Origin of the sequence: Zoogloea sp., assembly GCF_041914405.1 — a bacterium.
In the GTDB taxonomy this organism is placed as follows: Bacteria; Pseudomonadota; Gammaproteobacteria; order Burkholderiales; family Rhodocyclaceae; genus Zoogloea.
Genome location: NZ_JAYSDK010000025.1, coordinates 1 through 23,737, shown reverse-complemented (window position 1 = coordinate 23,737; position 23,737 = coordinate 1). Strand labels below are relative to the sequence as shown.

The following is a 23,737-nucleotide window of genomic DNA, read 5'->3' as shown; positions in this document are numbered from 1 at the left end:
AGCACGTGCCAAGCGGCAGGCATCGGTCTCAGTCGCTGAAAAGCCCTTCTTCCCGATACTGCTGCAGCTTGTAACGCAGAGTCCGCTCGGAGATCCCAAGCTGCGCCACAGCGCGCTTGCGCGACCCCCCGACGTCCTTGAGCACCTGCAGGATATGCTCTCTTTCCAGATCCTTCATGTTGGCGGGACGGGATGCTTCCTTGCCTGCCGGTGGCGGCAAAGCGGCACCATTTGCCGCCTCACCGGCAAACGCCGCCGGCGCAACGGGGGCCAGCGGCACCATGCGCAGGGGCTCGCCGTTCCAGTGGGGCAGGCACAAGCGAATGGTGTCCGCCGACACGGCCTCGCCGCCACTGAGGATCAAAGCCCGCTGCACGGTATTTTCCAGTTCCCGCACATTACCCGGCCAATGGTAGGTCACCAGCACCGACTCGGCTTCCGGCGACAAGCGGGCTGTACGCCTGAGACGCTCGCCATGCATCGCCGCAAAGTGCCGCGCCAGCGGGATGATGTCGCCGGGGCGCTCGCGCAGGGACGGAATCTGCAGCGGAAAAACGTTGAGCCGGTAGAACAGGTCTTCCCGGAAGCGCCCCGCTGCCACTTCCTTGGTCATGTCCCGGTTGGTCGTGGCCAGTACCCGGATGTCGAGGGGGATCGCCTTCTTGCCACCAACCCGCTCCACTTCCCGCTCCTGCAGCACCCGCAACAGCTTGGCCTGCAAGCCAAGGGGCATCTCGGATATCTCGTCGAGCAACAGCGTACCGCCCTCTGCCTGCTCGAACTTGCCGGCCTGGGAGGTCGCCGCCCCGGTGAAGGCGCCTTTCTCATGGCCAAACAGGGTCGCCTCCAGCAGGGAATCGGGAATGGCTGCGCAATTGATCGCCACGAAGGGACCATTGCGACGCGGCGAGTGTTCGTGGAGGTAACGGGCGAAGACCTCCTTGCCGGTTCCGGACTCACCGTTCAGCAAGACCGTTGCATCGGTTTCTGCCACCTTGTCGGCCAGCGCGAGGAGATTGCGGGTGTGCGGGTCGGCCGCCACCATCCCCTCTTCCTGGGGCGTGCGCGCATAGCGCTGCACATGCTCCAGCAAAACCTTCGGCTCGAAGGGCTTCATCAGGAAATCGCAAGCACCGCCGCGCATCGCGTCGACGGCCTTCTCCACGTCACCAAAAGCCGTCATCAGCAACACAGGCAACTGCGGGACGCGCTGGCGCAACTCGGCAAGCAGCTGCAGGCCATCCATCGGCTGCATTTTCAGGTCTGACAAGACCAGGTTGAAGGCCTGCCGCTCCACCTCGACCATCGCCGCCGGCCCGTCACCCACACCGGTGACGTTGTGACCGGCCACTTCCAGCGTCAAGCATACCGCGTCGCGCAGAGGCGCATCATCTTCGACAACCAGGATGTTCAGCGTATCGGGCATCGGACTTCTCTCAAAAACTGGGGGTGCAACAGGGCGTCAGCCGCCCGTGGCGAGGGTCAGGGTGAAGGTGGTGCCACGGCCGGGCTCGGACTGGATGCCGATGTCCCCGCCATGGGCACGGGCCACCCCCCGTGCGATCGCCAGACCCAATCCCGTACCATCGGGTCGCGTTGTAAAAAACGGCTCAAAAAGCCTCGACTGAAGGGCCGGATCGATGCCCTTGCCGGTATCGGTCACGCTGAAGCGCACCAGCCCATCGTCGAGTGCCGCGTCGAAACGGATGCTGCCGCCAGCATCGGTAGCCTGCACGGCGTTCTCCAGCAGATTAGTCAGCGCCCCTGTGATGGCCTTGCGGTCACCCACCACCTGCGATACGCCACAGTTACAGTCCGGCTCAAAAGCCAGCCCTTTGGCACGGGCCACCGGCTCCAGCGTCTGCGCCAACTCGGCCACCAGTTCGCAGATGGCGAAGGGCTCGCGTCCCAGCGCCTCACCGCGCGCAAACAGCAGCATGTCGCGGATCAGCTTTTCCAGATGCCGCAGACGCTCGATGGCCCGGTTGCCGATCCGTTCCCGGTCGGCCGGCCCCATCTCCTGCTGGACCAAGGTCGCCGTGTAAAGCAAGGCAGCGGACAGCGGCGTGCGCAGCTGGTGGGCCAACCCGGCAACCATCTCACCCATCGCAGCCAGGCGTTCCTGGCGTTCAGCCGTCAAGCGCATGCGATGGGCCTCGGTCACGTCGGTCAGCAGCACAATGTGGCCGTCGCCGGACTCCAGCGGTGCATCAACACGGGTGACCCGCAGGGTGTCGCCACCGCTGACCAGCTGCCACTCGCCCGGCGTCTCGGTGGCCTGCAGGTGAGTCGCACAGAACGCCTCCCAGGGCACGCCGGCCAGCGAGGTCGCAAACATCGCCTTGACTGCCCGGTTGGCCTGCATGACCCGCCCTTCCCGGTCGAGGACCACAACCCCGGCCGGCAACGCGCCCATCAGCACGCTCAGGCGCTCGGTCAGTTGGCCGACCTGGGTCTGCAGGCCGGCATAGGCACCGGTCAGCGCCTCCGAGGCCTCGCTGAACTGGCGAAAGGCTTCGGCCAGCTGACGGGCGTCGAGACGGTCATCGGTGGCAGGCAAGGTCATGGGTAATCCGGGACGTTATTCACCGCCTCGCAGCTTAGGCCTGCCCAGCGTACGACAAGGCGGCAAATAAGCGGCAAAAAACGCCGCTTATCGCCGCCTTGAAACGGGCTAGCTGAAGGACAATGCGAGCATCCGATAAGAGGAAGTGTGTCCATGGCAGCAGAAGACGCCGCCGCTGCTCCCGTTCCGCCGCCCGCTTCGCCGCTGGCCCAGGTACTGGAAAACATCCGCAATCTGTCCCAGCGCCAGAAGATCGCCGCCGGCGCCGCGCTGGCGTTCGGCATTGCGTTGATCGTCGGCGTGCTGCTGTGGAGCCGGCAGCCGGAGTATTCCGTGCTGTTCTCCAACCTGGCCGAAAAGGACGGCGGCGCCGTCGTGACCAGCCTCCAGCAACAAAACATCCCTTACAAGTTCTCCGACAACGGCAACGCCATCCTCGTCCCGGCCACCCAGGTCCATGACCTGCGCCTGCGCCTCGCCGCCCAGGGCATCCCCAAGGGCGGCCTGGTGGGCTTCGAGCTGATGGAGAACCAGAAGCTGGGGCTGTCCCAGTTCCACGAGCAGATCAATTACCAGCGCGCCCTCGAAGGGGAGCTGTCGCGCACCATCTCGTCCATCGCCAGCGTCGCCGGTGCCCGCGTGCACCTCGCGATCCCGAAGCAGACCGCCTTCCTGCGCGACGAGCAGAAGCCCACCGCCTCGGTGATGGTCAACCTGCACACCGGCCGTGCCCTCGATCCATCCCAGATCGCCGGCATCGTGCACCTGATCGCCTCCAGCGTACCCAACCTGACCAACGACAACGTCAGCGTCATCGACCAGGACGGCAACCTGCTCACCAAGAAGCCCGATCCCTTGCGCGGCAATCTCGACGCCAGCCAGCTCAAGTACACCCACGAGCTCGAGGAAGGCTACATCGAGCGGGTGAACTCGATCCTCACCCCGCTGTACGGCAAGGGCAACTTCCGGGCCCAGGTGTCCGCCGACGTGGACTTCAACCAGACCGAGCAGACCGCCGAGACCTATCGCCCCAACCCATCGCCGGAACAGGCCATCCGCAGCCAGCAGAGCAACGAGAGCCAGACCCGTGATCAGGGACCTCAGGGTGTGCCGGGGGCGCTGACCAACCAGCCGCCGGTTCCTGCCACCGCGCCGGTCACCACCCCGGCGGTGCCGCCAACCACGGCCAGCGGCCAGGCTCCACTTACTTCCACCAAGAGCGCCACGATCAACTATGAAGTGGACAAGACCATCCAGCACACGCGCAAGGCGATGGGCCAGATCAAGCGCCTGTCGGTGGCGGTGGTGGTCAACAACAAGGAAGAAAAGGACAAGAACGGCAACGTTAAGTCAGTACCGATCCCGGAAGAAGAGCGCCAGCGGATCGAGAACCTGGTGCGCGAAGCCGTTGGCTACAGCAAGGACCGGGGTGACACCATCAGCGTGGCGAGCAGCGCTTTCGTCGTTTCCGACAAGGACATGCTGGAGACGCCGTTCTGGAAGGATCCGGACAACGTCGCCCTGTTCAAGGAACTGGCCAAGTACCTGGTCATTGCTGGCGTGATCGCCTTTGTGGCCTTCGGCGTCATCCGCCCGTTGATGAAACAGGTTCTGCCTCAACCGGAAGTCAAGGAAGAGGAAGAAAACGAAGGCGCCGCCGCCCGCACCGGGGAAGAAGGCGAAGAGGGTGAGGAAGGCGAGGAAGGTGAGGAAGGCGCTCAAGTCGCCCTGTCGCCGGAGGCGGCCGCACGCCTCGCCTACGACGAGAAACTCGCCAAGGCACTGGCCCTCGCCAAGGAAAATCCGCGAATGGTGGCGAATCTGATCAAGGAATGGATGGGAGCCAATGAGCAGCAACGATGAAGGGCTCGAAAAGGGCGCACTGCTTCTCTTGACCCTGGGTGCCGACGAAGCGGCCGAAGTGCTCAAGCAGCTCGGCCCCCGGGAAGTGCAAAAGCTCGGCGCCTCCATGGCCTCCATGCCGGCCCAGCCACGCGAACGGGTCGAGGGCATCCTCGACGAGCTGATCTCCTACGCGGAGAAGGGTTCGCCGATCGAGGCCGACCACGAGCACATCAAGGAAATGCTCACCAAGGCCCTCGGCGACGAGCGCGCCACCCACCTGATCAGCCGCGTGCTGCAGGGCTCCGACACTGCCGGCATCGAGAGCCTGAAGTGGATGGACGCGGCCACCGCCGCCGACCTGATCAAGAACGAACACCCGCAGATCATCGCCACGATCCTGGTGCACCTTGAGTTCGACCAGGCCGGGGACATCCTCAAGCACTTCACCGACCGCCTGCGCAACGACGTACTGCTGCGGATCGCCACCCTCGACGGTGTCCAGCCGATCGCCCTGAAGGAGCTCAACGATGCACTGACCCGCATGCTCTCCGGTGCGACGGTCAAGAAAACCGCCATGGGCGGCGTTCGCCACGCGGCCGAGATCCTCAACTTCGTCGGTTCGGCGGCCGAAACCGCCATCCTCGACAACGTGCGCGAGTACGACCCGGACCTGGCCCAGAAGATCCTCGACGAGATGTTCGTCTTCGAGAACCTGCTCGATCTGGACGACCGTGGCATCCAGACCCTGCTGCGGGAAGTCCAGAGCGACTCCTTGGTGGTCGCCCTGAAGGGCGCCCCGCCCGAACTGCGCGAAAAGATTTTCAAGAACATGTCCCAGCGGGCCGCCGAAATGCTGCGCGAAGATCTGGATTCCCGCGGGCCGGTGCGCCTGTCGGAGGTCGAGGCCGAGCAGAAGGAAATCCTCAAGACCGCCCGCCGCCTGGCGGAAGAAGGCCAGATCGCGCTGTCCAGCGGTGGAGGCGACGATGCCTTCGTATAATCCCGGGGTCCGCTCATGAGCATGGACCGCCACCAGGCCGTCGGCATCTACCGGCGCTGGACACCACCCTCCTTCGACGCCCCAGAGGCGCCGCCGGCCCCGCCCGAGCCGGCCCCGCCCCCCCCGGAAGTGGAGCCGGTCCTTGACGCCGCCCCGCTTGAACCGCCAGAGATGGACCTGGCGCCGGAGCCCGAGCCTGCTCTCGAAATGGCCGCGGACGAACCCCTGGACGACTCCCCCGTCTTCCAGCTCCCCACCGCCGAGGACATCGAACGCATCCACGAAGAGGCGCGTAAGGAAGGCTACGCCGCCGGCTACGAGGAAGGCACCGCCCGCGGGCGCTTGGAAGCCATGCATTTCCATAGCATGGTCGAAGGACTGGAAACGTCCCTGACCTCTCTCGACAAGGAAGTCGCCGAGGAAATCCTCGCGATGGCAACCGAGCTCGCCCGCCAGATGGTGCGTCACGCCATCGCCACTCACCCGGACGTGATCACCGACCTGCTGCGCGAAGCCCTCGGGCAAATGCCCCAGACCCATGCCCAGATCCACCTCAACCCGGAGGACATGGCGATGGCACGGGACTACCTCGGCGAGCACATGGCCCATGCCGGGCACCGCCTGGTCGAAGATGTGAGCATCAGCCGTGGTGGCGTGCGCATCGAAGCGGCTGGCAGCCAGATCGACGCCACCGTGCAGACCCGCTGGCGTCGCATCATGGACAGTCTCGGCCGTCACATCCCCTGGGAGGGGGAGGCGCCCTGATGAACCACGGCACCGAAACCTGGCGTACCTTCCTGGGTGACGCGCGCAAGCTCATCGGCGCGACGCCCCCTTATCAGGTGGCCGGCCGCCTGACCCGCATCAACGGCCTGGTCATGGAGGCCTCCGGCCTCAAGTTGCCCCTCGGCTCGGGCTGCCGGATCGTCATCCCTGGCGGCAGTTCGGTTGAGGCGGAGGTCGTCGGTTTCAACGGCGAAAAGATCTTCCTGATGCCGACCGACGATGTCTTCGGCCTGTCGCCGGGCGCCCAGGTATTCCCGATCGAGCCGACCCAGCCCCCTCTGATCGCCGGCGAGCGCATCGAGCCGCGCCGCCGCGCCTCCGACCGCGCCAAGCACCTGCCGATGGGCGACGAACTCCTCGGCCGTGTCGTCGATGGCGCCGGCCGGCCGCTGGACGGCCTCGGCCCGCTAAACACCCGCCATTCCCGCTCCCTCCAATCCCGCCCGATCAATCCCCTACAGCGCGCGCCGATCAGCCAGTCCCTGGACGTCGGCATCCGCGCCATCAACGGCCTGCTGACCGTCGGCCGCGGCCAGCGGATGGGCCTGTTCGCCGGCTCCGGCGTCGGCAAGTCGGTGCTGATCGGCATGATGGCGCGCTTCACCGCCGCCGACGTGATCGTCGTCGGCCTGATCGGCGAGCGGGGCCGAGAAGTTAAGGAATTCATCGAGCACAACCTCGGTGCCGACGGCCTGGCCCGCTCTGCCGTCATTGCCGCCCCAGCCGACTGCAGCCCACTGATGCGCCTGCAGGGCGCCTCCTACGCAACCGCCGTGGCTGAATTCTTCCGTGACCAGGGCAAACAAGTGCTGCTGATCATGGACTCCCTGACCCGCTACGCCATGGCCCAGCGCGAGATCGCACTGGCGATCGGCGAACCGCCGGTGACCCGCGGCTACCCCCCGTCGGTTTTCGCGCGCCTGCCGGCCCTCGTCGAACGGGCTGGCAACGGCCCGGACGGCGGCGGCTCGATCACCGCCTTCTACACGGTGCTGGCGGAAGGCGATGACCAACAGGATCCGATCGCCGACTCGGCCCGGGCCATCCTCGACGGTCACATCGTGCTGTCGCGCAACCTTGCCGACCAGGGCCATTACCCGGCCATCGACATCGAGCAATCGATCTCGCGGGCCATGCACAACCTGGTCAAGAGCCAGCATTTCGACGTCGTGCGTCGCTTCAAGCAACTGTTCTCCCGCTACCAGCGCTCCCGCGACCTGATCGCCGTCGGCGCCTACCAGTCCGGCGCAGACCCGATCCTCGATCAGGCGGTGGCCATGTACCCCCGCCTGGAAGCCTTCCTGCAGCAACGCATCGATGAGTGCGAACCCTACGACTCGGCGGTCGAGAAGCTCTACACACTCTTCGGCGCAACGCCGTAACAGGGCGGCGGACGCGAGGCGATGCTTCGCCCCCGTAAAGATTCCGACCCACGGTCCGATAACGCAGAAAGCATCTGAAAATGCCCGAGCCTTTCCCGCTTCAGCCCTTGCTGGACTTGGCCACCAACCGGATGGACGAGGCTGCACGCAAGCTGGGCGAACTGATCGCCAGCGAACGGGCCGTCGAGGAGAAACTCGCCCTGCTGGTGGACTACCGCAAGGAATACCAGGCACGCTTCGTGGAGGCCGCACGCAATGGCATCGGCCCGGACGCCTGGCGCAACTACAGTGCCTTCCTCCTCAAACTCGACGATGCGATCTCCGTCCAGCAGCGAGTGGTGGACGACTCCCGGCGGCGCGTCGAACTGGGGCAGCAAGCCTGGGTGGACCAGCGCAACAAGGTCAAGGCCTTCGACACCCTGTCCCAGCGCCACCAGAGCCAGCAGGCCCGCAAGGAAGCCCGGCAGGAACAGAAGCTCACCGATGAACATGCCGCCAAGCAGTTCCGTGACCGGGGCCAGGACGACTAAGATCCGCCCGGCCGGCCTCTGGCATGGCGTTTGCTGGGAACCGGTGTCTGCATCCTTTTCGGGAATACAATCATGTCCGGACCGGCTTTGAACCCTCTCGCGAACATTGCCACTGCGGCCAAGAGCACCGACGTATCGCGGAGCGACAGCGCCCTGACGTCCTCGACTGACGCCGCCGACTCCGGCTTCGCCCGCGAACTGCAGCGCCAGATCGATCGAGACACCAAGCCGGCCAGCAACACCGGCTCCGCATCCCCCACCAAGGCCGACAACAGCACGCCCCCTGCAACCGGCAAGACAGCCGGCGAGGCACAGGACGCCAGGGAAAAAGCCCCCGAGGATGCGCAGGCCGCGGACGTGGCTACACTGCTGGGCAGCCTGCTGGTCCAGAACGGCGCCGGCGGCCAGCCTGGCGATAATACAGCCACCACCGAAGACACCACGCAGGCCACCTCGCTCCCCTCCGACACAGCGCTCGCCGCCCTGGTCGCGGCCAACGAACGCCCGCTGCAAGCCCCCCCGACGGTCACGCTGGCCGGCCAGGCCTCCGACGCCGCCGGTGACAGCCGGAAAGGCCCCACCGTCACACTGTCAGGGGCTACCTCGGATACGCTTGCCGGCGGGCTGGACAGCGGTGCCGGCAAGCGCTGGTTCGCCAACGCGGACCAGCCTGCCGGCGCTGCGGCAGGCCACGATGCGTCAGCCATCGCGGCACCTGCGGACACCGCTGCGGCAAGAATTGCCGCCACGAGCGAAACTGCCGGCAAAAACCCGGAGCTCACAGCGGAATCCACGCCCGTCAACAACTTCGCCGGCATCCATGCCGCGGCCCTGGCCCATCTACGCGGCGAGGCGACACCCCAGGCTCCGTCACCCGTCCCCCTCCACGTGGCCACCCCGGCAGGCAGCCCCGGCTGGCCCGAAGAAGTGGGCAGTCGCGTCAGCTGGATGGTCGGCCACGACGAAAGCCACGCACAACTCACCCTTACCCCGCCGCAACTGGGCAAAATCGAGGTGTCGATTACTGTCAGCGGCGACCAGACCAGTGCACAATTCGTGGCCGCGACCCCGGCGGCCCGGGAACTCATCGAACAGAGCCTTCCGCGCCTGCGCGAAGTGCTCGAACAAAGCGGGATCAACCTCGGTCAGACCGACGTCGGCACTTCGAGCCAGTCGAACAACTCCGGCGACGAACAGCGCCGCAACGGCTGGGGCGCCCCGCGCAACAACGATGACGGGACGGCCCCCCGGAGCATCTCCCCGCAGTGGAGCCGGCGCGGGGACGGACTGGTAGACACGTTTGCCTGAAACACGGTAAATGGAGGGCGATCACGCCCCTATTTACGGCTTGGCAGGTGGACGTGATGGATAACAATGCAATGAAATAAGGAGCGATCCAGCATGTCGAAAGCACCGGCCAAGGCGGAAGCCGCCGAAGGCGAAGTGCCTGCCAAAGGCGGCAAGAAGAAACTCATCGTCATTATCGCGGCGGTGCTGATCCTGGCGATCGCCGGCGGTGGAGCCTTCCTGCTGCTGGGCAAGAAGAAGCACGCCGAGGGCGAAGAAGGCGAGGAGGAAACCGCGCACGAGCCGCCGAAGGTCAAGGTCGACCCGGCTCACCCGCCGGTCTTCGTCCCGCTGGAGCAGTTCACGGTCAATCTGGCACCGGAAGAAGGGGAGCACTTCCTGCAGTCGACGATGGTGCTGCGGGTCGCGGATGCCAAGATCGGTGACTCCCTGAAGCTCTACATGCCGGAACTGAAACACCGCATCATCATGCTGCTGTCTTCCAAGAAGCCCTCCGAGCTGGCCACGGCGGAAGGCCGGGAACAGCTTGCGGACGAGGTCAAGGACGAGGCCAACGACGTACTCGGCTATGCGCCCAACCCCAAAAAGAAGAACAAGCGCAACCGTCCCGAGGACGATGGCCCGGTACTGGCCGTCCTGTTCAACCAGTTCATCGTGCAGTAACGGGGTTTCATCATGGCCCAGGATTTTCTCTCCCAGGAAGAAGTTGACGCCCTGCTGAAGGGCGTCACGGGGGAGAGCGAGGAAACCGACGTCGCCGAGGAGCACGGCAGCGGAGTACGCGATTACAACCTCGCGACCCAGGAGCGCATCGTCCGCGGGCGCATGCCCACGATGGAGCTCATCAACGAGCGTTTCGCTCGTTATCTCCGGGTGGGCCTGTTCACGTACATGCACCGCAACGTCGAGGTGTCGGTCGGACCGATCAAGGTCCAGAAGTTCAGCGAGTTCGTGCGCAACCTGGTGGTGCCGACCAACCTCAACCTCTTCATCGCCAAACCCCTGCGCGGCACGGGACTGATCGTCCTCGATCCGAACCTGGTCTTCCTGGTGGTGGACAACCTGTTCGGTGGCGACGGGCGCTTCCACACCCGCGTCGAAGGGCGCGACTTCACGCCGACCGAACAGCGGATCATCCAGGGCCTGCTGAAGGTCGCCTTCAGCGAGTACGAGAAAGCCTGGCTGCCGGTCCGGAAACTGGAATTCGAGTACGTCCGCTCGGAAATGAATCCCCAGTTCGCGAACATCGCGACCCCCAGCGAAATCGTTGTGGCCGCATCGTTTACACTGGAATTCGGCGGCTCCCAGGCGGAAATGCATTTCTGCTTCCCGTATTCGATGCTGGAGCCGATCCGTGAGACGCTCTACTCGACGATGCAGAGCGACCACATCACCCAAGACAACCGCTGGGTCAGCATGATGGGCAAGCAGCTACAGAGTGCCGAAGTCACGCTGACGGCACGCCTTGGCTCGGCCCGGGTGACCCTTGGCGACATCGTCAACATGAAACCAGGCGACGTCATTCCACTGACGATTCCGCCCCTCATCCAGGCCGAGGTGGATGGCATTCCGTTCATGGAATGCCACTATGGCGTGCAGCGCGGCCAATACGCCCTCAAGGTGGAGCGTTTCCTGGCGCAGGAAGAAGAAGTAGCCCCCAAGGGCTAGGAGCACGAGATGTCAGAAACAGACACACCAGACGACGACAACCAGATCAGTGACGACGATTGGGCGGCTGCCATGCAGGAGCAGGCCGCCGCGGAAGGCCTGACCGACCCGGCCCACCCCGGCCTGGCCGAAGAGTCCCCCTACCAGGCCAAGCCGGCCAGCCAGCTATTCCCTGACTTCGGGCAGGCGGGCACCAAGGCGGGCTCCATCAACGACTACGACATGATCCTGGACATCCCGGTGCAACTCACCGTGGAACTGGGGCGCACCAAGATCGCGATCCGCAACCTGCTTCAGCTCGCCCACGGCTCGGTGGTGGAACTCGACGGACTGGCCGGCGAACCGATGGACGTGCTCGTCAATGGCACGCTGATCGCCCAGGGTGAAGTGGTCGTGGTGAACGACAAGTTCGGCATCCGTCTGACCGACATCATCACGCCCGCGGAACGGATCCGCAAACTGCGCAACTGATCAGGCAAACGCACACAACAATACCGGCCCCCGCGGCCGGTATTTTTTCATTCAGCCCCCACAAGCAACACTCAAGGCATCGCCGCATCCCCGTGCAGACGGGACAGCACGGAGCGCACCGGTCGCCGGTCCGGCGCATTGGCCCGGTGGAGCAGCCAGCGTTCGCCCAGGATCTGCAGCGCCCGCTGACGCTTGGCTTCATAACCCACGGAAGGCTCGACCGCCTCCGCTTTTCCTTCAGACGCGCCAGCCTTTGGCTGGATGTCACGATGCCAGAGCAGCATGATCACACCTCCAGGACGTGTTATGCGTTGTTTGAGTGTAGGGATAGCATGCGGTTCTGAGGCATGAACTGAAAAGCATGAAAAAATACCGTTTTGGGCGCTTAATCCAGCCTTCACTTCGAAGCCGCCCCGACTAATCTCGTCTATTAGACTCCCATCGTGCATCAACCCACCATGCGCCCCACCCCGCTCGCCATTGGCCTGCTGGCTCCGAGCACGCTTGCCCTGGCCGCCGACGGCACCCTCGACGTCGCCGGCAGTGTCCTCCAGATGTTCCTGGGGCTAGCACTGATCCTCGGGCTGCTCTATGCCACGCTGCTCTTTCTGAAGCGCTTCGGCGCCGGTGCGGGCGGTGGCGCCAACCTGCTGAAGGTCCGTGGTGCCGCCCCGGTCGGCCCGCGGGAACGGGTCGTACTGGTGGAAGTGGCGGGCAAGGTGCTCGTCCTCGGTGTCGCCCCGGGGCGGATAACCCAGCTGCACACTCTCGATGCAGCCGAACTGCCCCCGGCTACGAACGAGACGACACGGCTCCCCGGCGGCAAGGATTTTCAGACCTGGCTGAAGCAGACCCTGGAGCGCCGGCCATGATGCGCCTGCTTACATTGATGCGCCGCCTCGCGCCCCTATGCCTTCTTGCGCCCCTGCCGGTCCTGGCCCAGGCCATGCCTGCCGTCACCAGCACGCCGGCGGGCGGTGGCGGCACCCAGTACAGCCTGTCGATCCAGACCCTGCTGCTGCTCACATCCCTGAGCTTCCTGCCGGCCATGGTGCTGATGATGACCTGCTTCACACGCATCATCATCGTCATGTCCCTGCTGCGCCACGCCCTCGGCACCCAGACCTCGCCGCCTAACCAGGTGATGATCGGCCTGTCCCTGTTCCTGACGTTCTTCATCATGTCGCCGGTGGCCGACAAGGTCTACACCGATGCCTGGGTACCGCTGTCGGAAAACCGCATCACCTTCAATGAAGCCCTCGACCGCGCCACGGTGCCGGTCAAGAGTTTCATGCTCAAGCAGATCCGCGAGCCGGACCTGAACCTGTTTGCCAAGCTGGCCAAGACCCCCCGCGTCGAGAAGGCGGACGATCTGCCGATGCGCGTGGTAATTCCGGCCTTCGTCACCTCCGAACTGAAGACCGCCTTCCAGATCGGCTTCATCGTCTTCATCCCCTTCCTGATCATCGACATGGTGGTCGCCTCGGTGCTGATGTCGATGGGTATGATGATGATGAGCCCGGCCACCGTCGCCCTACCCTTCAAGATCATGCTTTTCGTGCTGGTGGACGGCTGGGATCTGCTGATCGGCTCCTTGGTACGTAGTTTCGGCTGAGCGAGGACTCCACCATGACCCCCACCACAGTCATCGACCTGGGTCGGCAGGCCCTCGAGCTCACCCTGCTGGTATCGGCTCCACTGTTCATCGCCGCCCTCGTCACCGGCCTGATCGTGTCGATCTTCCAGGCTGCCACACAGATCAACGAACAGACCCTGTCCTTCGTACCCAAGCTGATCGCCACCTTCATCACCCTGGTGCTGGCGGGTCCGTGGATGATCACGATGATGACGGACTTCATCCGCCGCCTGTTCGACAGCATTCCCACACTGATCGGCTAAATCCGCCGTCCCGCGATGCTGTCCCTCACCTCCGCCCAGCTCGACGCATGGCTGGCCATGCTGGCCTATCCCCTGGCACGCATCCTCGGGCTGGTCAGCACCGCACCGATTTTCGCTAACGACGGGATTCCGCGGCGGATGCGGCTGCTGGCCGGCCTGGCCATCGCCATCGGCCTGGCTCCGGCCCTGCCTGCCGTGCCCAGCGTTCCGCTAGGCTCGTGGGACGGTCTGCTGATCATCGGCCAGCAAAGCCTGATCGGCCTTGCGATGGGGCTGACAATGCGGATCGTGCTGGCGGCCCTCGAACTGATGGGGGAACTGGTCAGCCTGCAGATGGGCCTGTCCTTCGCAACATTCTTCGATCCGATGGCGGGCGGCCAGACCGCGGTCGTCGGCCAGTTCCTGACCCTGATGTCCTCGCTGATTTTTCTGGCCCTCAACGGCCACCTGCTGCTGGTAGACGCATTGGCGCGCAGCTTCGAATGGCTGCCCATCACCGCCGCCCCGGTGCGCGGCGACGGCTGGCTGTTGCTGGCCCGCTCCGGCGCCATCATCTTCGGCAGCGGCCTGCTGATGGCCCTACCCATCGTCACCGCACTGCTGATCACCAACATCGCCCTCGGCATCCTCACCAAGGCCGCCCCCCAACTCAACCTCTTCGCCATCGGCTTCCCGATCACCCTGACCGTGGGTCTCGGCATGCTCGTCATGACCCTGGAACGCATGGCGCCCCTGCTGCAACGCCTATACGACATGGGCTTCGAAAGCATGGCGCAAGTAGTGCGTGGCACACTGTGAAACCGACGACAGGCGAGAAATCAGCGATACTTAATTTCCCGGGGCATTGACCGATATCCCCTCTTGTACGCGCCACGCTTCACAAAGCAGCGCACCTGCGGAGCCCCCATGGCCATAGTCATCGTCGACGACACCCCTATCAACCTGACCCTGATCCAAGCCCTGGTACGCAAACTCACACCGGCCGGCACGGAAATCCACGCCTTCATCTCTCCAGTAGAAGGTCTGAAGTGGTGCGAGGACAATGAACCCGACCTGATCATCGTTGATTACATGATGCCCGACATCAACGGCATCGAATTCATCGAGACTGTCCGCCGGAGCCACCCTGCCGACGCAGTCCCCATCCTGATGGTGACGGCCGCCCACGAGAAGGAAATCCGCTACCAGAGCCTGACCGCGGGCGCCAACGACTTCCTGACCAAACCGATCGACCGCCACGAGTTCGACCCCCGCGTCCGGAGCATGCTGGCCCTGCGTGAAAGCCACAAGCGCATGCGCACCTGGAACGCCGACCTCATCGAGGCGGTCACGCGCAAGACGGCGGACATCATCGCCCGCGAACGCGAAACGGTTACCCGGCTGGCCCGCGCCGCCGAATACCGCGACCCGGAAACCGGCGCCCACATCCTGCGCATGGCCCACTACTCCGAACTGATCGCCCGCCAGCTGGGCCTCGACGATGAGTATTGCGAACGCATGCTCAGCGCGGCCCCCATGCACGACGTGGGCAAGGTTGGCACACCGGACAACATCCTGCTCAAGCCGGGCCGCCTCACCGATGAGGAGATGGCCATCATGCGCCTCCATGCGACCATCGGACACGACATCCTCAGCGGATCCAGCTCGCCAATGATCCAGCTCGCTGCCGAGATCGCCCTCAACCACCACGAGAAATTCGACGGCAGCGGCTATCCAGCCGGGCTGGCCGGAGAGGCGATTCCCCTGTCGGGACGCATTGTGGCAGTGGCCGACGTGTTCGACGCCCTCACCTCCGCCCGCCCCTACAAACAGGCCTGGGAGCTGGACCGGGCGGTCAGCTTCCTGAAGGACGGACGCGGTACTCACTTCGATCCGTCGTGCGTCGACGCCTTCCTTGAGCAATGGCCCGCCGTGCTGGCTATTCGTGAGCGCTACCAAGACCAGGAATGAGCGCACCGTTCCATAACCTGGCCTCCCGCCTCGGGCTGCGCTCCCTTGGCCAGCAGCTCACCTTCCTGTTCGCGGTCCTACTGACGCTGTCGATCGGCGCTTACTCCCTCTATATCGGCCTCGAACAGGCAGCCTACGTGGAGCGCCTCGAACGCCGCCACGCGGACGAGCTCGGCCAGCAGATGGCAACGGCCCTGGAGCCGCACCTGGCGACCGGCAACGCCCCCCAGGTTCTGTCCCACCTGCTCCAGCTCAAGACGTCCCCGAGCATCCGGCGCGTGACGGTCACGGACCGTCAGGGCGTCCCCATCGCCAGCGCCATCCGCAAGCACGAGCAGGCACCGCTGGAGGCCGAGGCCATTGACGCCACACCGCTGATGCCCCCGACTGACAACCGCCAGGCGACCACCCTGCCCGCCGACACCAGCGCCCAAACGCTGCTGTCCTGGTCGGGCATCGGCGAACATGCCCCGCTCGGCTGGCTGCGTGTCGAGATGAAACCGGTTGCCGCCAACGAGAGCTTCCAGCACATCATCGAGGACAGCGCCCTGGCCAGCCTGCTGACGCTGCTCACCGGCACGATAGCGATCCTGTATTTCCTGCGCCCGCCGCTGCGCAGCCTCGAGCGCGCCACCAATTTCGCCGAATCCCTCGAGAACAGCCAGGGAGCCGTGCTGGCCGAATCCAGCAGCATCAACGAGATCCGCAAGCTGGTGGACGCCCTCAACTGGACATCCATCCGCCTCTTCGACGGTCAGGCCGCCCTCAGCGCCAGCGAGTCCCGCAACCGGGCAATCACCCAAGCGGCCCTCGACTGCATCATCACGGTGGACAGCGAAGGGCGCATCATCGAGTTCAACCCGGCCGCCGAACGCACCTTCGGCATTCCACGCAGCGAGGTGCTGCACCAGTCCTACACCCGCCTGTTCTTCCCCGAACGCCTGCGCGACGCTCAAAGCGCCGAACTTGCCAAGCTGCTCGCCGACACCCGCCCAGAAGGCATCGGGCAACGCATCGATGGCATCGCAGTGCGCCAGAGCGGTGAAGAATTTCCGGTCGAGGTGGCCTTGGTTGCCGTGGAAAGCGACGGCCAGCGGCTCGTCACCGCCTACCTGCGGGACATCAGCGAGCGCAAGGCGGCCGAGGCCTACATGCGTGAGGCCAAGGAAGCAGCCGAAGCCAACAGCCGGTTGAAGGGCGACTTCCTGGCCAACATGAGCCACGAGATCCGCACCCCGATGAACGCGATTCTCGGCATGACCGACCTGGCCCTCGACACCGAACTGGACCAGGAGCAACGGGAATACCTGCTGCTGGTCAAGAGTTCCGCCAATGCGTTGCTGGGCATCATCAACGATATCCTCGACTTCTCGAAGATCGAGGCCGGCAAGCTGGATTTCGAGCACATCGACTTCAGCCTGCGCGACTGCATCGCCCTGGCGGTGCGCACGCTGCAGCAGAAGGCTGCCGAGAAGGACCTGCAACTCACCGCCCAGGTCTCGCCCGACGTACCGGACAATCTGGTCGGCGATCCCCATCGCCTGCGCCAGGTGCTCATCAACCTGCTCACCAACGGCATCAAGTTCACCTCGGTCGGCGGCGTGACGCTGATCGTTCAGCCTGGCCAGGTACCCAACATCGATGGCAAGGCCGCGATCCACTTCCGCGTGCAGGACACCGGCGTCGGCATTCCCGCCGAAAAACAGAGCCTGATCTTCGATGCCTTCTCCCAGGCCGACACCTCCACGACCCGCCGCTACGGCGGCACCGGACTGGGCCTGACGATCAGTGCCCAGCTGGTCCAGGCCATGGGTGGCCGCATCAAGGTGGAAAGCACGCCCGGCGAAGGCAGCACCTTTCACTTCACGGCCCATTTCGATCACGGCCAGCAACTCGCTCCGATCGACGAGGATGCACATCTGGACAATCTGCCGGTGCTCGTCGCGGTGGACAACCCGTCGGAGCGAGCCATGCTGGTAGAGCTCCTCAATCAGTGGCGGATGTCGCCACTGGCGCTGCCTGACGCGGCCAGCAGCCGCCGCCAGCTGGGCGATGCTTGCGCCGACGGACATCCGTTCCGCGTCGTCATCGTCAGCACCCAACTCCCCGATGCCGAGGGCTTCGAGCTAGTCCAGGAGATTCCGCGAGTCACCACGCCGCAACCGTGCATCATCATGCTGGCCGGCGAAGGCCGGCGCGGCGATGGGGCACGCTGCCGGGAACTGGGGGTCTCTGCCTACCTGCCGATGCCCGTGCAGGCATCTGATCTGCTCAACGCCATCCTGCTATCGGTCGAACCCATAGAGGCGGCAGAGCAGGAACGCTCGCTGATCACCCGCCATAGCCTGCGCGAACAGCGGCGGCAGTTGCGTATTCTGCTCGCCGAGGACAACATCGTGAACCAGACGCTCGCCCTGCGCCTGCTCGAGAAGCTCGGGCACCAGGTCGAAATCGCCAACAACGGGGCGGAAGCCGTCGAACTGCATGCCAGCGGACATTTCGACATCATCCTGATGGATGTCCAGATGCCCGTCATGGGCGGCGTCGAGGCCACCGCCAGGATTCGTGAGAGAGAGAGCGCCGGCATGCCCCGCACGCCAATCATTGCAATGACCGCCCACGCCATGAAAGGCGACCGGGAACGCTGCCTGGAGGCCGGCATGGACGGCTACCTGTCCAAGCCCGTCCACGCTCCCGACCTGGTCGAGGTGTTGATCAACAACGTCGGACACGACGAGCCGTCGCCGCCACCTGCGCCAGAATCGGCTCCAAGTGGAGCCCCGGTTTTCGACCGGGAAAAGGTCCTCGCCAACCTGGGCGATGATGAAGAGTTGCTGAACCAGCTGATCGAGATGTACAGCGAGGACGAGCCACGCATGCTGGCCAGCGTGGATGCTGCCGTCGCCGCCGGCGACGCGGAGTCGCTATACAGTTCGGCTCATGCGCTGAAGGGCGCGGTCTCCAATTTCTGCGCCGAGCGCGCCCAGGCCAAGGCCCAGCAACTGGAGCGAATGGGGCGCGAGAAACAACTGAACGATGCGCCCGCCGTCCTTGCCGAATTGCACGACGAGCTCATCGCCCTGCGGGAAGCCTTCGGTCTCCCGCCCCGGTAACAGGTTCAGGTCTTCGCCTGGATCAGTTCGACCTTGTAGCCGTCCGGATCCTCGACGAAGGCAATCACCGTGGTGCCGTGTTTCATCGGGCCGGCCTCGCGGACGACCTTTCCGCCGCGTGCCTTGATCGCCTCACAGGCGGCGTAGGCGTCGGGCACTTCCAGCGCGATGTGCCCGTAGGCCGTGCCCAGCTCGTAGGACTCGACGCCCCAGTTGTGGGTCAGTTCGAGAACCGCCCCTTCCGATTCCTCCTGATAGCCGACGAAGGCCAAGGTGAATTTGCCTTCAGGATAGTCATGCCGGCGCAGCAGGCGCATGCCGAGCACCTCGGTGTAAAAGGCAATGGAGCGGTCGAGATCGACGACGCGGAGCATGGTGTGCAAAAGGCGCATGGAGCTTTCCTCGGTTCAAATGTGTGGAAGGGAAGCCGCCACCTGGCGGAGCGCCTGGCGGGCGGCAAGGTGATCGGGATACAAAGACTCCACTACGGACCAGAAGCGCGGCGAGTGGTTCATCTCGACGAGGTGGGCCACCTCGTGAGCCACCACGTAGTCGATCAGGCCCAGCGGCAGATGGATCAGCCGCCAGTGCAGGCGGATGCCGCTGCGGCTGCTGCAACTGCCCCAGCGCGTACGCGCATTGGTCAGCCCAACGACCGGCACCGGACGCCCGAGACGCAGGCAGAACTCCTCTACCCGATTTGAAAATAGTTCCAACCCGCGCTGCTGCAAGCCGCGCAGCAGTAACTGGCGGGCATCGCCGCCGCTACGTAGGGCCAGCTCAAGAATTCGTTCGGAACCGGACTCATGCCACAAGACCCGGTTGTTACCCCGCCCGAGGCGGAGATGCCAAGTATCGCCGAGCAGCGGTAGGGTTGCCCCCTCCTCGGGAACAAAAGCGGGCCGCTGGCTGGCTGGCGGACGCTTGTGCAGCGTGTCCAGCACCCAGTCGGCGTGGCTGCGGATGAAGGCCTCCACATCCCGCAGCAAGACCCTCAGCGGGACGCCGACCGTCAGACCACGATCGTCGATACGCAGCCCGAGGGTCTTGCGCACGCTGCGCCGCAGCCGATAAACAACCCGCTGCCCGTTAAGGACAATTTCGCGGGTCTCGACAGCGGCAGAAGTCACGCCTGGGCCGGCTCCTTGCGGGAGTGGCCGCGATAGTGGTGCGGGAACAGACGGCGCATCTCGGCCTCGATCCACTTCTCGGCACGGGCATTGATCTCATCAGCAGTCAGGCCAGTGGTATCGATCACCGGCCCGACGCTCACAACGACCTCGCCCGGACGCTTGAAGAAGGCGTTGCGCGGCCAGAACTCGCCGGCATTGTGGGCCACCGGCACGACCGGCGTACCGGTCTGCGCGGCCAACCAGGAGCCACCGGCCTTGTAGCGCTTCTTGCTGCCCGGCGCAACGCGGGTGCCCTCCGGAAAGATCGTCACCCACAGACCGTCGGCCAGGCGCTCACGCCCCTGGGCTTCGACCTGGGCCAACGCATCCTTGCCGGCGGCCCGGTCGATGGCGATCATCGGCATCTGCGCAATACCCCAGCCAAAGAAGGGCACCTTGTGGATTTCCTTCTTCATCACGAAGACCATCGGCGGGAAGATGTCCTGCAGCATGATGGTTTCCCAGGCCGACATGTGCTTGGACACCACGATGGCCGGGCCCTTGGCCGGAATATTCTCGGCACCGATCAGGCGGTAGGGAATCCCCAGTACGTGCTTGATCACCCAGCCCATGATGCGTGGCCAGCCACGGATGATCTTGTGGCGGGTCTTCGGGCCGAAAGGAAAGGTGGCCATGGCAATCACCGCATACAACGGGGTGAAGACGCCCAGGGCCAGCATGAACAACAGATTGCGGATTAGAACCACGGAACGAACACCTTCAGGCGGTAAGCTGCGCGACGACGGCCGCCAGATCGGGGTGGATTTCGGTGCCCTCGGGCAGCGCCGGATCGGACTGGGTCTTGGCGCCCTTGCCGGTCAGCACCAGATAGGGCTTGCACCCCACCGCGACACCGGCCTGCAGGTCGCGCAGACTGTCGCCAACCACCGGCATACCGGTCAGGTCCACGTTGAAGCGCTCGGCGATCTGGATGAACATGCCCGGCTTGGGCTTGCGGCACTCACAGGTGGAATCCGCCGGGTGCGGGCAGAAGAAGATCGCGTCCAGCCGGCCGCCGACCTGGGACAAGGCCTTCGTCATCTTCTCGTTGATGGCATTGAGGGTGTCCATGTCGAAGAGGCCGCGCCCGACCCCCGACTGGTTGGAGGCCACCACCACCCGCCAGCCCGCCTCGTTGAGGCGGGCGATGGCTTCCAGGGAACCCGGGATCGGCTTCCACTCCTCGGGTGACTTGATGAACTGGTCGGAGTCGAAATTGATGACCCCGTCCCGGTCGAGCACGATCAGCTTCATGAACAGGCCTCAGGCGGACAGGCGGGAAATGTCGGCCACCTGGTTCATCAGGCCGGCCAGCTGGTTCAGCAGGGCCAGGCGGTTCTGACGCACCAGCGGCTCCTCGGCCATCACCATCACCTCGTCGAAGAAGCGGTCCACCGCTGCACGAAGGCCGGCAAGGACACGCAACGCGTCGGTGTAGGCCTCGTTCTGAAAGTGGGAGCGAGCCAGCGGCGCGACGTCGACGATGGCGTGGAACAGGGCCTTCTCGGCCTCTTCCACCAGCAGCGCCACGTCGGGCTCGCCGATCGGACCTTCGGCCTTCTTGAGGATGTTGACGATCCGCTTGTTGGCGGCAGCCAGCGCAGCCGCTTCGGGCAGCTGCTGGAAGGCCACGACGGCTTCGAGCTTCGGCACCACCAGGTCGATGCGGGTCGGCTTGAGGGCCAGCACCGCGTCCACCACATCCTGAGCGTGGCCGGCATCGCGCAGGGTGTTGCGCAGGCGCTCGAGGATGAAGTCGTACAGCGGGCCATCCACCTCGGCGGTCAGCACGCCGGGCTTGAAGGCTGCAGCGGACAGCTGGATCAGCTCGGCCAGGTCGAGGGGCAACGGCGCTTCCATCAGGATACGCAGCACGCCGAGGGCCGCACGGCGCAGGCCGAACGGGTCCCGATCGCCGGTCGGGATCTGGCCGATGCCGAAGAAGCCGATCAGCGCGTCCAGCTTGTCGGCCAATGCCAGGGCGCGGCCGATGTTGCTGTCGGGCAGCGCATCGCCGGCGAAACGCGGACGGTAGTGCTGCTCGATGGCCTCGGCGACCACCGGCGCGGCACCTTCAGCCAACGCGTAGTAGCGGCCCATGGTGCCCTGCAGCTCGGGGAACTCGCCAACCATGTCGGTCAGCAGGTCGGCCTTGGAGAGCAGCGCAGCGCTGTTGGCCTGGTTCTCGTCAGCGCCCAGCAGGCCGGCGATCTTGCGCGCCACGGCGGAGAGGCGCTCGACGCGCTCGCCGAGGGAACCCAGCTTGTTGTGATAGACCACCGAGCCGAGCTTGACGACACGCGGCGTGAGGCCGGCCTTGATGTCCTGCTCGAAGAAGAAGCGTGCATCGGACAGGCGCGGACGCACCACGCGCTGGTTGCCGGCGATGATGTTGGACGGATCGGCCAGCTCCATGTTGGACACGATCAGGAAGCGGTTGAGCAGCTTGCCGGCCTCGTCGAACAGCGGGAAATACTTCTGGTTGGCGCGCATCGTGAGGATCAGGCATTCCTGCGGCACGGCCAGGAACTCGGCCTCGAACTCGCCGACGTAAACCGTCGGGTGCTCGACCAGCGCAGTGACCTCGTCCAGCAGGTCGGCGTATTCGCCCAGCGTGGCATGCTGGCGGCCGGCTTCAGAGACGAGTTGCTTCTCGATGTTGGCGCGGCGCTCGGCAAAGTCGGGGATGATCTTGCCTTCGGCCAGCAGCGTCGGCTCGTAGGCGTCGGCAGTGGCGATCTCGATGTCACCCTTGCTCATGAAGCGGTGGCCGCGGGTCGTGCGGCCGGACTGGACGTCGAGCACCGAACCGGGCACCACGTTGGCGCCGTGCAGCAACGTGAGCTTGTGGGCGGGACGCACGAAGGTCGCATCGCCGTCGCCCCAGCGCATCACCTTGGGAATCGGCAGCTGCTTCAGCGCATCCTGCACGATACCGGCCAGCACGTCGGCCAGCTTGGCGCCAGCCACGGTCGAGGTATAGAACAGCGCTTCGGCCTTGCCATCCATGCGGCGCTCGAAGTTCGCCACGGCGGACAGCGGAATCCCCTTGGCTTCCAGCTTCTTGCTCAACGCAGGGGTCGGCTGACCGTCGGCGGAGAGCGCCACGGACACCGGCATGATCTTTTCGGTGACGTCCTGGGCGGCAGCCTCGGGCAGCACATGGGCAATGCTCACCGCCAGCCGGCGCGGCGTGGCGAACCAGCGGAAGGCGCCATCGGCGGCAGCAAGGCCGCGCGCGCGCAGGCCGGCGACGATGCCATTTGAGAAGGCCTGGCCAAGCTTGGGCAGGGCCTTGGGCGGGAGTTCTTCGGTCAGCAGTTCAACGAGCAGGGTCGCGCTGGTCATCACGCGGCCTCCTTCTTCAGCATCGGGAAGCCGAGGGCTTCACGGGAGTTGTAATAGGCCTGGGCCACTTCACGCGCCAACGCACGCACGCGGCCGATGTAGGCGGCGCGCTCGGTGACGGAGATCGCCCCGCGGGCATCGAGCAGGTTGAAGGTGTGGGAACACTTCATGACCATCTCGAAGGCCGGCAGCACCAGCGGCACGGCCAGCAGACGCTTGGCTTCGGACTCGTACTCGCCGAACAGGCGGAACAGCCATTCCACGTTGGAGTGCTCGAAGTTGTAGGTGGATTGCTCTACCTCGTTCTGGTGATAGACGTTGCCGTAGGTAACCGGCGTACCATCGGGGCCGATCGACCACACCAGGTCATAGACGTTCTCGACGCCCTGCAGATACATCGCCAGGCGCTCGAGGCCGTAGGTGATCTCGCCGAGCACCGGCTTGCAGGACAGGGAGCCGACTTCCTGGAAATAGGTGAACTGGGTGACTTCCATGCCATCCAGCCAGACTTCCCAGCCCAGGCCCCAAGCGCCAAGCGTGGGCGACTCCCAGTCGTCCTCGACGAAGCGGATGTCGTGGGCGTTGGGATCGATGCCCAATGCGCGCAGACTGTCGATGTAGAGCTCCTGGATATTGGCCGGCGACGGCTTGAGCACCACCTGGTACTGGTAGTAGTGCTGCAGGCGGTTGGGGTTCTCG

24 protein-coding genes are annotated in these 23,737 nt (G+C 64.9%); 15 read left to right on the top strand and 9 right to left on the bottom strand.

Annotation, left to right across the window (positions count from 1 at the left end):
* Positions 1 to 28 precede the first annotated feature (28 nt).
* Together ACE3RX_RS15215 and ACE3RX_RS15210 are read right to left on the bottom strand one after the other, a co-directional pair.
* Entirely contained in the window at positions 29 to 1,426 is a 1,398-nt protein-coding gene (locus ACE3RX_RS15215) for a sigma-54-dependent transcriptional regulator (RefSeq protein ID WP_374485480.1), read from the bottom strand.
* 36 nt (positions 1,427 to 1,462) lie between these two features.
* Positions 1,463 to 2,566 (bottom strand): PAS domain-containing sensor histidine kinase, encoded by a 1,104-nt coding sequence (locus tag ACE3RX_RS15210; protein WP_374485477.1) that lies wholly within the window; start codon positions 2,564 to 2,566, stop codon positions 1,463 to 1,465.
* A 153-nt stretch (positions 2,567 to 2,719) separates the two neighbouring features.
* Here ACE3RX_RS15210 and fliF point away from each other — a divergent pair, with 153 nt between their 5' ends.
* From fliF to fliN, 9 genes are all read left to right on the top strand, one after another.
* Entirely contained in the window at positions 2,720 to 4,429 is a 1,710-nt protein-coding gene (gene fliF, locus ACE3RX_RS15205; protein ID WP_374485474.1) for a flagellar basal-body MS-ring/collar protein FliF, read from the top strand.
* Positions 4,413 to 5,411 (top strand): flagellar motor switch protein FliG, encoded by a 999-nt coding sequence (fliG, locus tag ACE3RX_RS15200; RefSeq protein ID WP_374485470.1) that lies wholly within the window; start codon positions 4,413 to 4,415, stop codon positions 5,409 to 5,411. The genes fliF and fliG overlap by 17 nt, the downstream gene beginning before the upstream one ends.
* A gap of 15 nt (positions 5,412 to 5,426) precedes the next feature.
* Positions 5,427 to 6,176: a flagellar assembly protein FliH gene (locus ACE3RX_RS15195; protein ID WP_374485468.1), complete on the top strand. Its 750-nt coding sequence runs from the start codon at positions 5,427 to 5,429 to the stop codon at positions 6,174 to 6,176.
* Positions 6,176 to 7,579 carry a flagellar protein export ATPase FliI gene (gene fliI / locus ACE3RX_RS15190; protein ID WP_374485465.1) on the top strand — a complete coding sequence of 468 codons (1,404 nt, stop codon included), beginning with the start codon at positions 6,176 to 6,178 and terminating at the stop codon, positions 7,577 to 7,579. The genes ACE3RX_RS15195 and fliI overlap by 1 nt, the downstream gene beginning before the upstream one ends.
* 80 nt (positions 7,580 to 7,659) lie before the next feature.
* Positions 7,660 to 8,109, top strand: coding sequence for a flagellar export protein FliJ (gene fliJ, locus ACE3RX_RS15185; protein ID WP_374485463.1), 450 nt, complete (start codon positions 7,660 to 7,662; stop codon positions 8,107 to 8,109).
* 72 nt (positions 8,110 to 8,181) lie between these two features.
* Positions 8,182 to 9,417 carry a flagellar hook-length control protein FliK gene (locus ACE3RX_RS15180; protein ID WP_374485461.1) on the top strand — a complete coding sequence of 412 codons (1,236 nt, stop codon included), beginning with the start codon at positions 8,182 to 8,184 and terminating at the stop codon, positions 9,415 to 9,417.
* Positions 9,418 to 9,510: 93 nt separating this feature from the next.
* Entirely contained in the window at positions 9,511 to 10,080 is a 570-nt protein-coding gene (gene fliL, locus ACE3RX_RS15175; RefSeq protein ID WP_374485459.1) for a flagellar basal body-associated protein FliL, read from the top strand.
* A gap of 12 nt (positions 10,081 to 10,092) precedes the next feature.
* Positions 10,093 to 11,085, top strand: coding sequence for a flagellar motor switch protein FliM (fliM, locus tag ACE3RX_RS15170; protein WP_374485457.1), 993 nt, complete (start codon positions 10,093 to 10,095; stop codon positions 11,083 to 11,085).
* A gap of 9 nt (positions 11,086 to 11,094) precedes the next feature.
* The gene (gene fliN, locus ACE3RX_RS15165; protein WP_374485453.1) at positions 11,095 to 11,556 is read left to right on the top strand and encodes a flagellar motor switch protein FliN; all 462 of its coding nucleotides are present in this window, start codon (positions 11,095 to 11,097) and stop codon (positions 11,554 to 11,556) included.
* Between the two features lie 71 nt (positions 11,557 to 11,627).
* Here the strand turns inward: fliN and ACE3RX_RS15160 are convergent, their stop codons facing one another.
* Entirely contained in the window at positions 11,628 to 11,840 is a 213-nt protein-coding gene (locus ACE3RX_RS15160; protein WP_374485449.1) for a hypothetical protein, read from the bottom strand.
* A gap of 174 nt (positions 11,841 to 12,014) precedes the next feature.
* Here ACE3RX_RS15160 and fliO point away from each other — a divergent pair, with 174 nt between their 5' ends.
* The 6 genes from fliO to ACE3RX_RS15130 all read left to right on the top strand — a co-directional run bounded on the left by fliO (position 12,015) and on the right by ACE3RX_RS15130 (position 18,518).
* A complete protein-coding gene (gene fliO / locus ACE3RX_RS15155) occupies positions 12,015 to 12,428 on the top strand; it encodes a flagellar biosynthetic protein FliO (RefSeq protein ID WP_374485445.1) in 414 nt (137 codons plus the stop codon).
* Positions 12,425 to 13,171 carry a flagellar type III secretion system pore protein FliP gene (gene fliP / locus ACE3RX_RS15150; RefSeq protein WP_374485442.1) on the top strand — a complete coding sequence of 249 codons (747 nt, stop codon included), beginning with the start codon at positions 12,425 to 12,427 and terminating at the stop codon, positions 13,169 to 13,171. Before fliO ends, fliP begins: the two co-directional genes overlap by 4 nt.
* A gap of 14 nt (positions 13,172 to 13,185) precedes the next feature.
* Positions 13,186 to 13,455 carry a flagellar biosynthesis protein FliQ gene (fliQ, locus tag ACE3RX_RS15145; protein WP_374485440.1) on the top strand — a complete coding sequence of 90 codons (270 nt, stop codon included), beginning with the start codon at positions 13,186 to 13,188 and terminating at the stop codon, positions 13,453 to 13,455.
* 15 nt (positions 13,456 to 13,470) lie between these two features.
* Positions 13,471 to 14,253 carry a flagellar biosynthetic protein FliR gene (fliR, locus tag ACE3RX_RS15140; protein ID WP_374485438.1) on the top strand — a complete coding sequence of 261 codons (783 nt, stop codon included), beginning with the start codon at positions 13,471 to 13,473 and terminating at the stop codon, positions 14,251 to 14,253.
* A gap of 108 nt (positions 14,254 to 14,361) precedes the next feature.
* A complete protein-coding gene (locus ACE3RX_RS15135; RefSeq protein WP_374485435.1) occupies positions 14,362 to 15,405 on the top strand; it encodes an HD domain-containing phosphohydrolase in 1,044 nt (347 codons plus the stop codon).
* A complete protein-coding gene (locus ACE3RX_RS15130) occupies positions 15,402 to 18,518 on the top strand; it encodes a response regulator (protein WP_374485432.1) in 3,117 nt (1,038 codons plus the stop codon). Before ACE3RX_RS15135 ends, ACE3RX_RS15130 begins: the two co-directional genes overlap by 4 nt.
* 5 nt (positions 18,519 to 18,523) lie before the next feature.
* On the opposite strand, the gene gloA is transcribed toward ACE3RX_RS15130, so the two are convergent.
* From gloA to glyQ, 6 genes are all read right to left on the bottom strand, one after another.
* The gene (gene gloA / locus ACE3RX_RS15125; RefSeq protein WP_374485429.1) at positions 18,524 to 18,910 is read right to left on the bottom strand and encodes a lactoylglutathione lyase; all 387 of its coding nucleotides are present in this window, start codon (positions 18,908 to 18,910) and stop codon (positions 18,524 to 18,526) included.
* Positions 18,911 to 18,925: 15 nt separating this feature from the next.
* Positions 18,926 to 19,648, bottom strand: coding sequence for a M48 family metallopeptidase (locus ACE3RX_RS15120; RefSeq protein WP_374485427.1), 723 nt, complete (start codon positions 19,646 to 19,648; stop codon positions 18,926 to 18,928).
* Complete coding sequence (locus ACE3RX_RS15115; RefSeq protein ID WP_374485425.1) at positions 19,645 to 20,397, bottom strand: lysophospholipid acyltransferase family protein; 753 nt, start codon at positions 20,395 to 20,397, stop codon at positions 19,645 to 19,647. Before ACE3RX_RS15115 ends, ACE3RX_RS15120 begins: the two co-directional genes overlap by 4 nt.
* A gap of 13 nt (positions 20,398 to 20,410) precedes the next feature.
* Positions 20,411 to 20,944 (bottom strand): D-glycero-beta-D-manno-heptose 1,7-bisphosphate 7-phosphatase, encoded by a 534-nt coding sequence (gmhB, locus tag ACE3RX_RS15110; protein ID WP_374485422.1) that lies wholly within the window; start codon positions 20,942 to 20,944, stop codon positions 20,411 to 20,413.
* A gap of 9 nt (positions 20,945 to 20,953) precedes the next feature.
* Positions 20,954 to 23,038, bottom strand: coding sequence for a glycine--tRNA ligase subunit beta (glyS, locus tag ACE3RX_RS15105; protein WP_374485417.1), 2,085 nt, complete (start codon positions 23,036 to 23,038; stop codon positions 20,954 to 20,956).
* The coding region (glyQ, locus tag ACE3RX_RS15100; RefSeq protein ID WP_374485413.1) for a glycine--tRNA ligase subunit alpha at positions 23,038 to 23,737 on the bottom strand (700 nt) is incomplete at its 5' end. The genes glyS and glyQ, both read right to left, overlap by 1 nt.

Coding starts and splice junctions, on each gene's coding strand:
- gmhB (WP_374485422.1), bottom strand. CDS start 20,944: ATGAAGCTGATCGTGCTCGACCGGGACGGGGTCATCAATTTCGACTCC.
- ACE3RX_RS15210 (WP_374485477.1), bottom strand. CDS start 2,566: ATGACCTTGCCTGCCACCGATGACCGTCTCGACGCCCGTCAGCTGGCC.
- fliF (WP_374485474.1), top strand. CDS start 2,720: ATGGCAGCAGAAGACGCCGCCGCTGCTCCCGTTCCGCCGCCCGCTTCG.
- fliM (WP_374485457.1), top strand. CDS start 10,093: ATGGCCCAGGATTTTCTCTCCCAGGAAGAAGTTGACGCCCTGCTGAAG.
- fliR (WP_374485438.1), top strand. CDS start 13,471: ATGCTGTCCCTCACCTCCGCCCAGCTCGACGCATGGCTGGCCATGCTG.
- ACE3RX_RS15160 (WP_374485449.1), bottom strand. CDS start 11,840: ATGCTGCTCTGGCATCGTGACATCCAGCCAAAGGCTGGCGCGTCTGAA.
- fliP (WP_374485442.1), top strand. CDS start 12,425: ATGATGCGCCTGCTTACATTGATGCGCCGCCTCGCGCCCCTATGCCTT.
- ACE3RX_RS15135 (WP_374485435.1), top strand. CDS start 14,362: ATGGCCATAGTCATCGTCGACGACACCCCTATCAACCTGACCCTGATC.
- ACE3RX_RS15180 (WP_374485461.1), top strand. CDS start 8,182: ATGTCCGGACCGGCTTTGAACCCTCTCGCGAACATTGCCACTGCGGCC.
- fliJ (WP_374485463.1), top strand. CDS start 7,660: ATGCCCGAGCCTTTCCCGCTTCAGCCCTTGCTGGACTTGGCCACCAAC.
- fliO (WP_374485445.1), top strand. CDS start 12,015: ATGCGCCCCACCCCGCTCGCCATTGGCCTGCTGGCTCCGAGCACGCTT.
- ACE3RX_RS15130 (WP_374485432.1), top strand. CDS start 15,402: ATGAGCGCACCGTTCCATAACCTGGCCTCCCGCCTCGGGCTGCGCTCC.
- fliL (WP_374485459.1), top strand. CDS start 9,511: ATGTCGAAAGCACCGGCCAAGGCGGAAGCCGCCGAAGGCGAAGTGCCT.
- ACE3RX_RS15215 (WP_374485480.1), bottom strand. CDS start 1,426: ATGCCCGATACGCTGAACATCCTGGTTGTCGAAGATGATGCGCCTCTG.
- fliG (WP_374485470.1), top strand. CDS start 4,413: ATGAGCAGCAACGATGAAGGGCTCGAAAAGGGCGCACTGCTTCTCTTG.
- fliN (WP_374485453.1), top strand. CDS start 11,095: ATGTCAGAAACAGACACACCAGACGACGACAACCAGATCAGTGACGAC.
- ACE3RX_RS15195 (WP_374485468.1), top strand. CDS start 5,427: ATGAGCATGGACCGCCACCAGGCCGTCGGCATCTACCGGCGCTGGACA.
- glyS (WP_374485417.1), bottom strand. CDS start 23,038: ATGACCAGCGCGACCCTGCTCGTTGAACTGCTGACCGAAGAACTCCCG.
- fliI (WP_374485465.1), top strand. CDS start 6,176: ATGAACCACGGCACCGAAACCTGGCGTACCTTCCTGGGTGACGCGCGC.
- fliQ (WP_374485440.1), top strand. CDS start 13,186: ATGACCCCCACCACAGTCATCGACCTGGGTCGGCAGGCCCTCGAGCTC.
- gloA (WP_374485429.1), bottom strand. CDS start 18,910: ATGCGCCTTTTGCACACCATGCTCCGCGTCGTCGATCTCGACCGCTCC.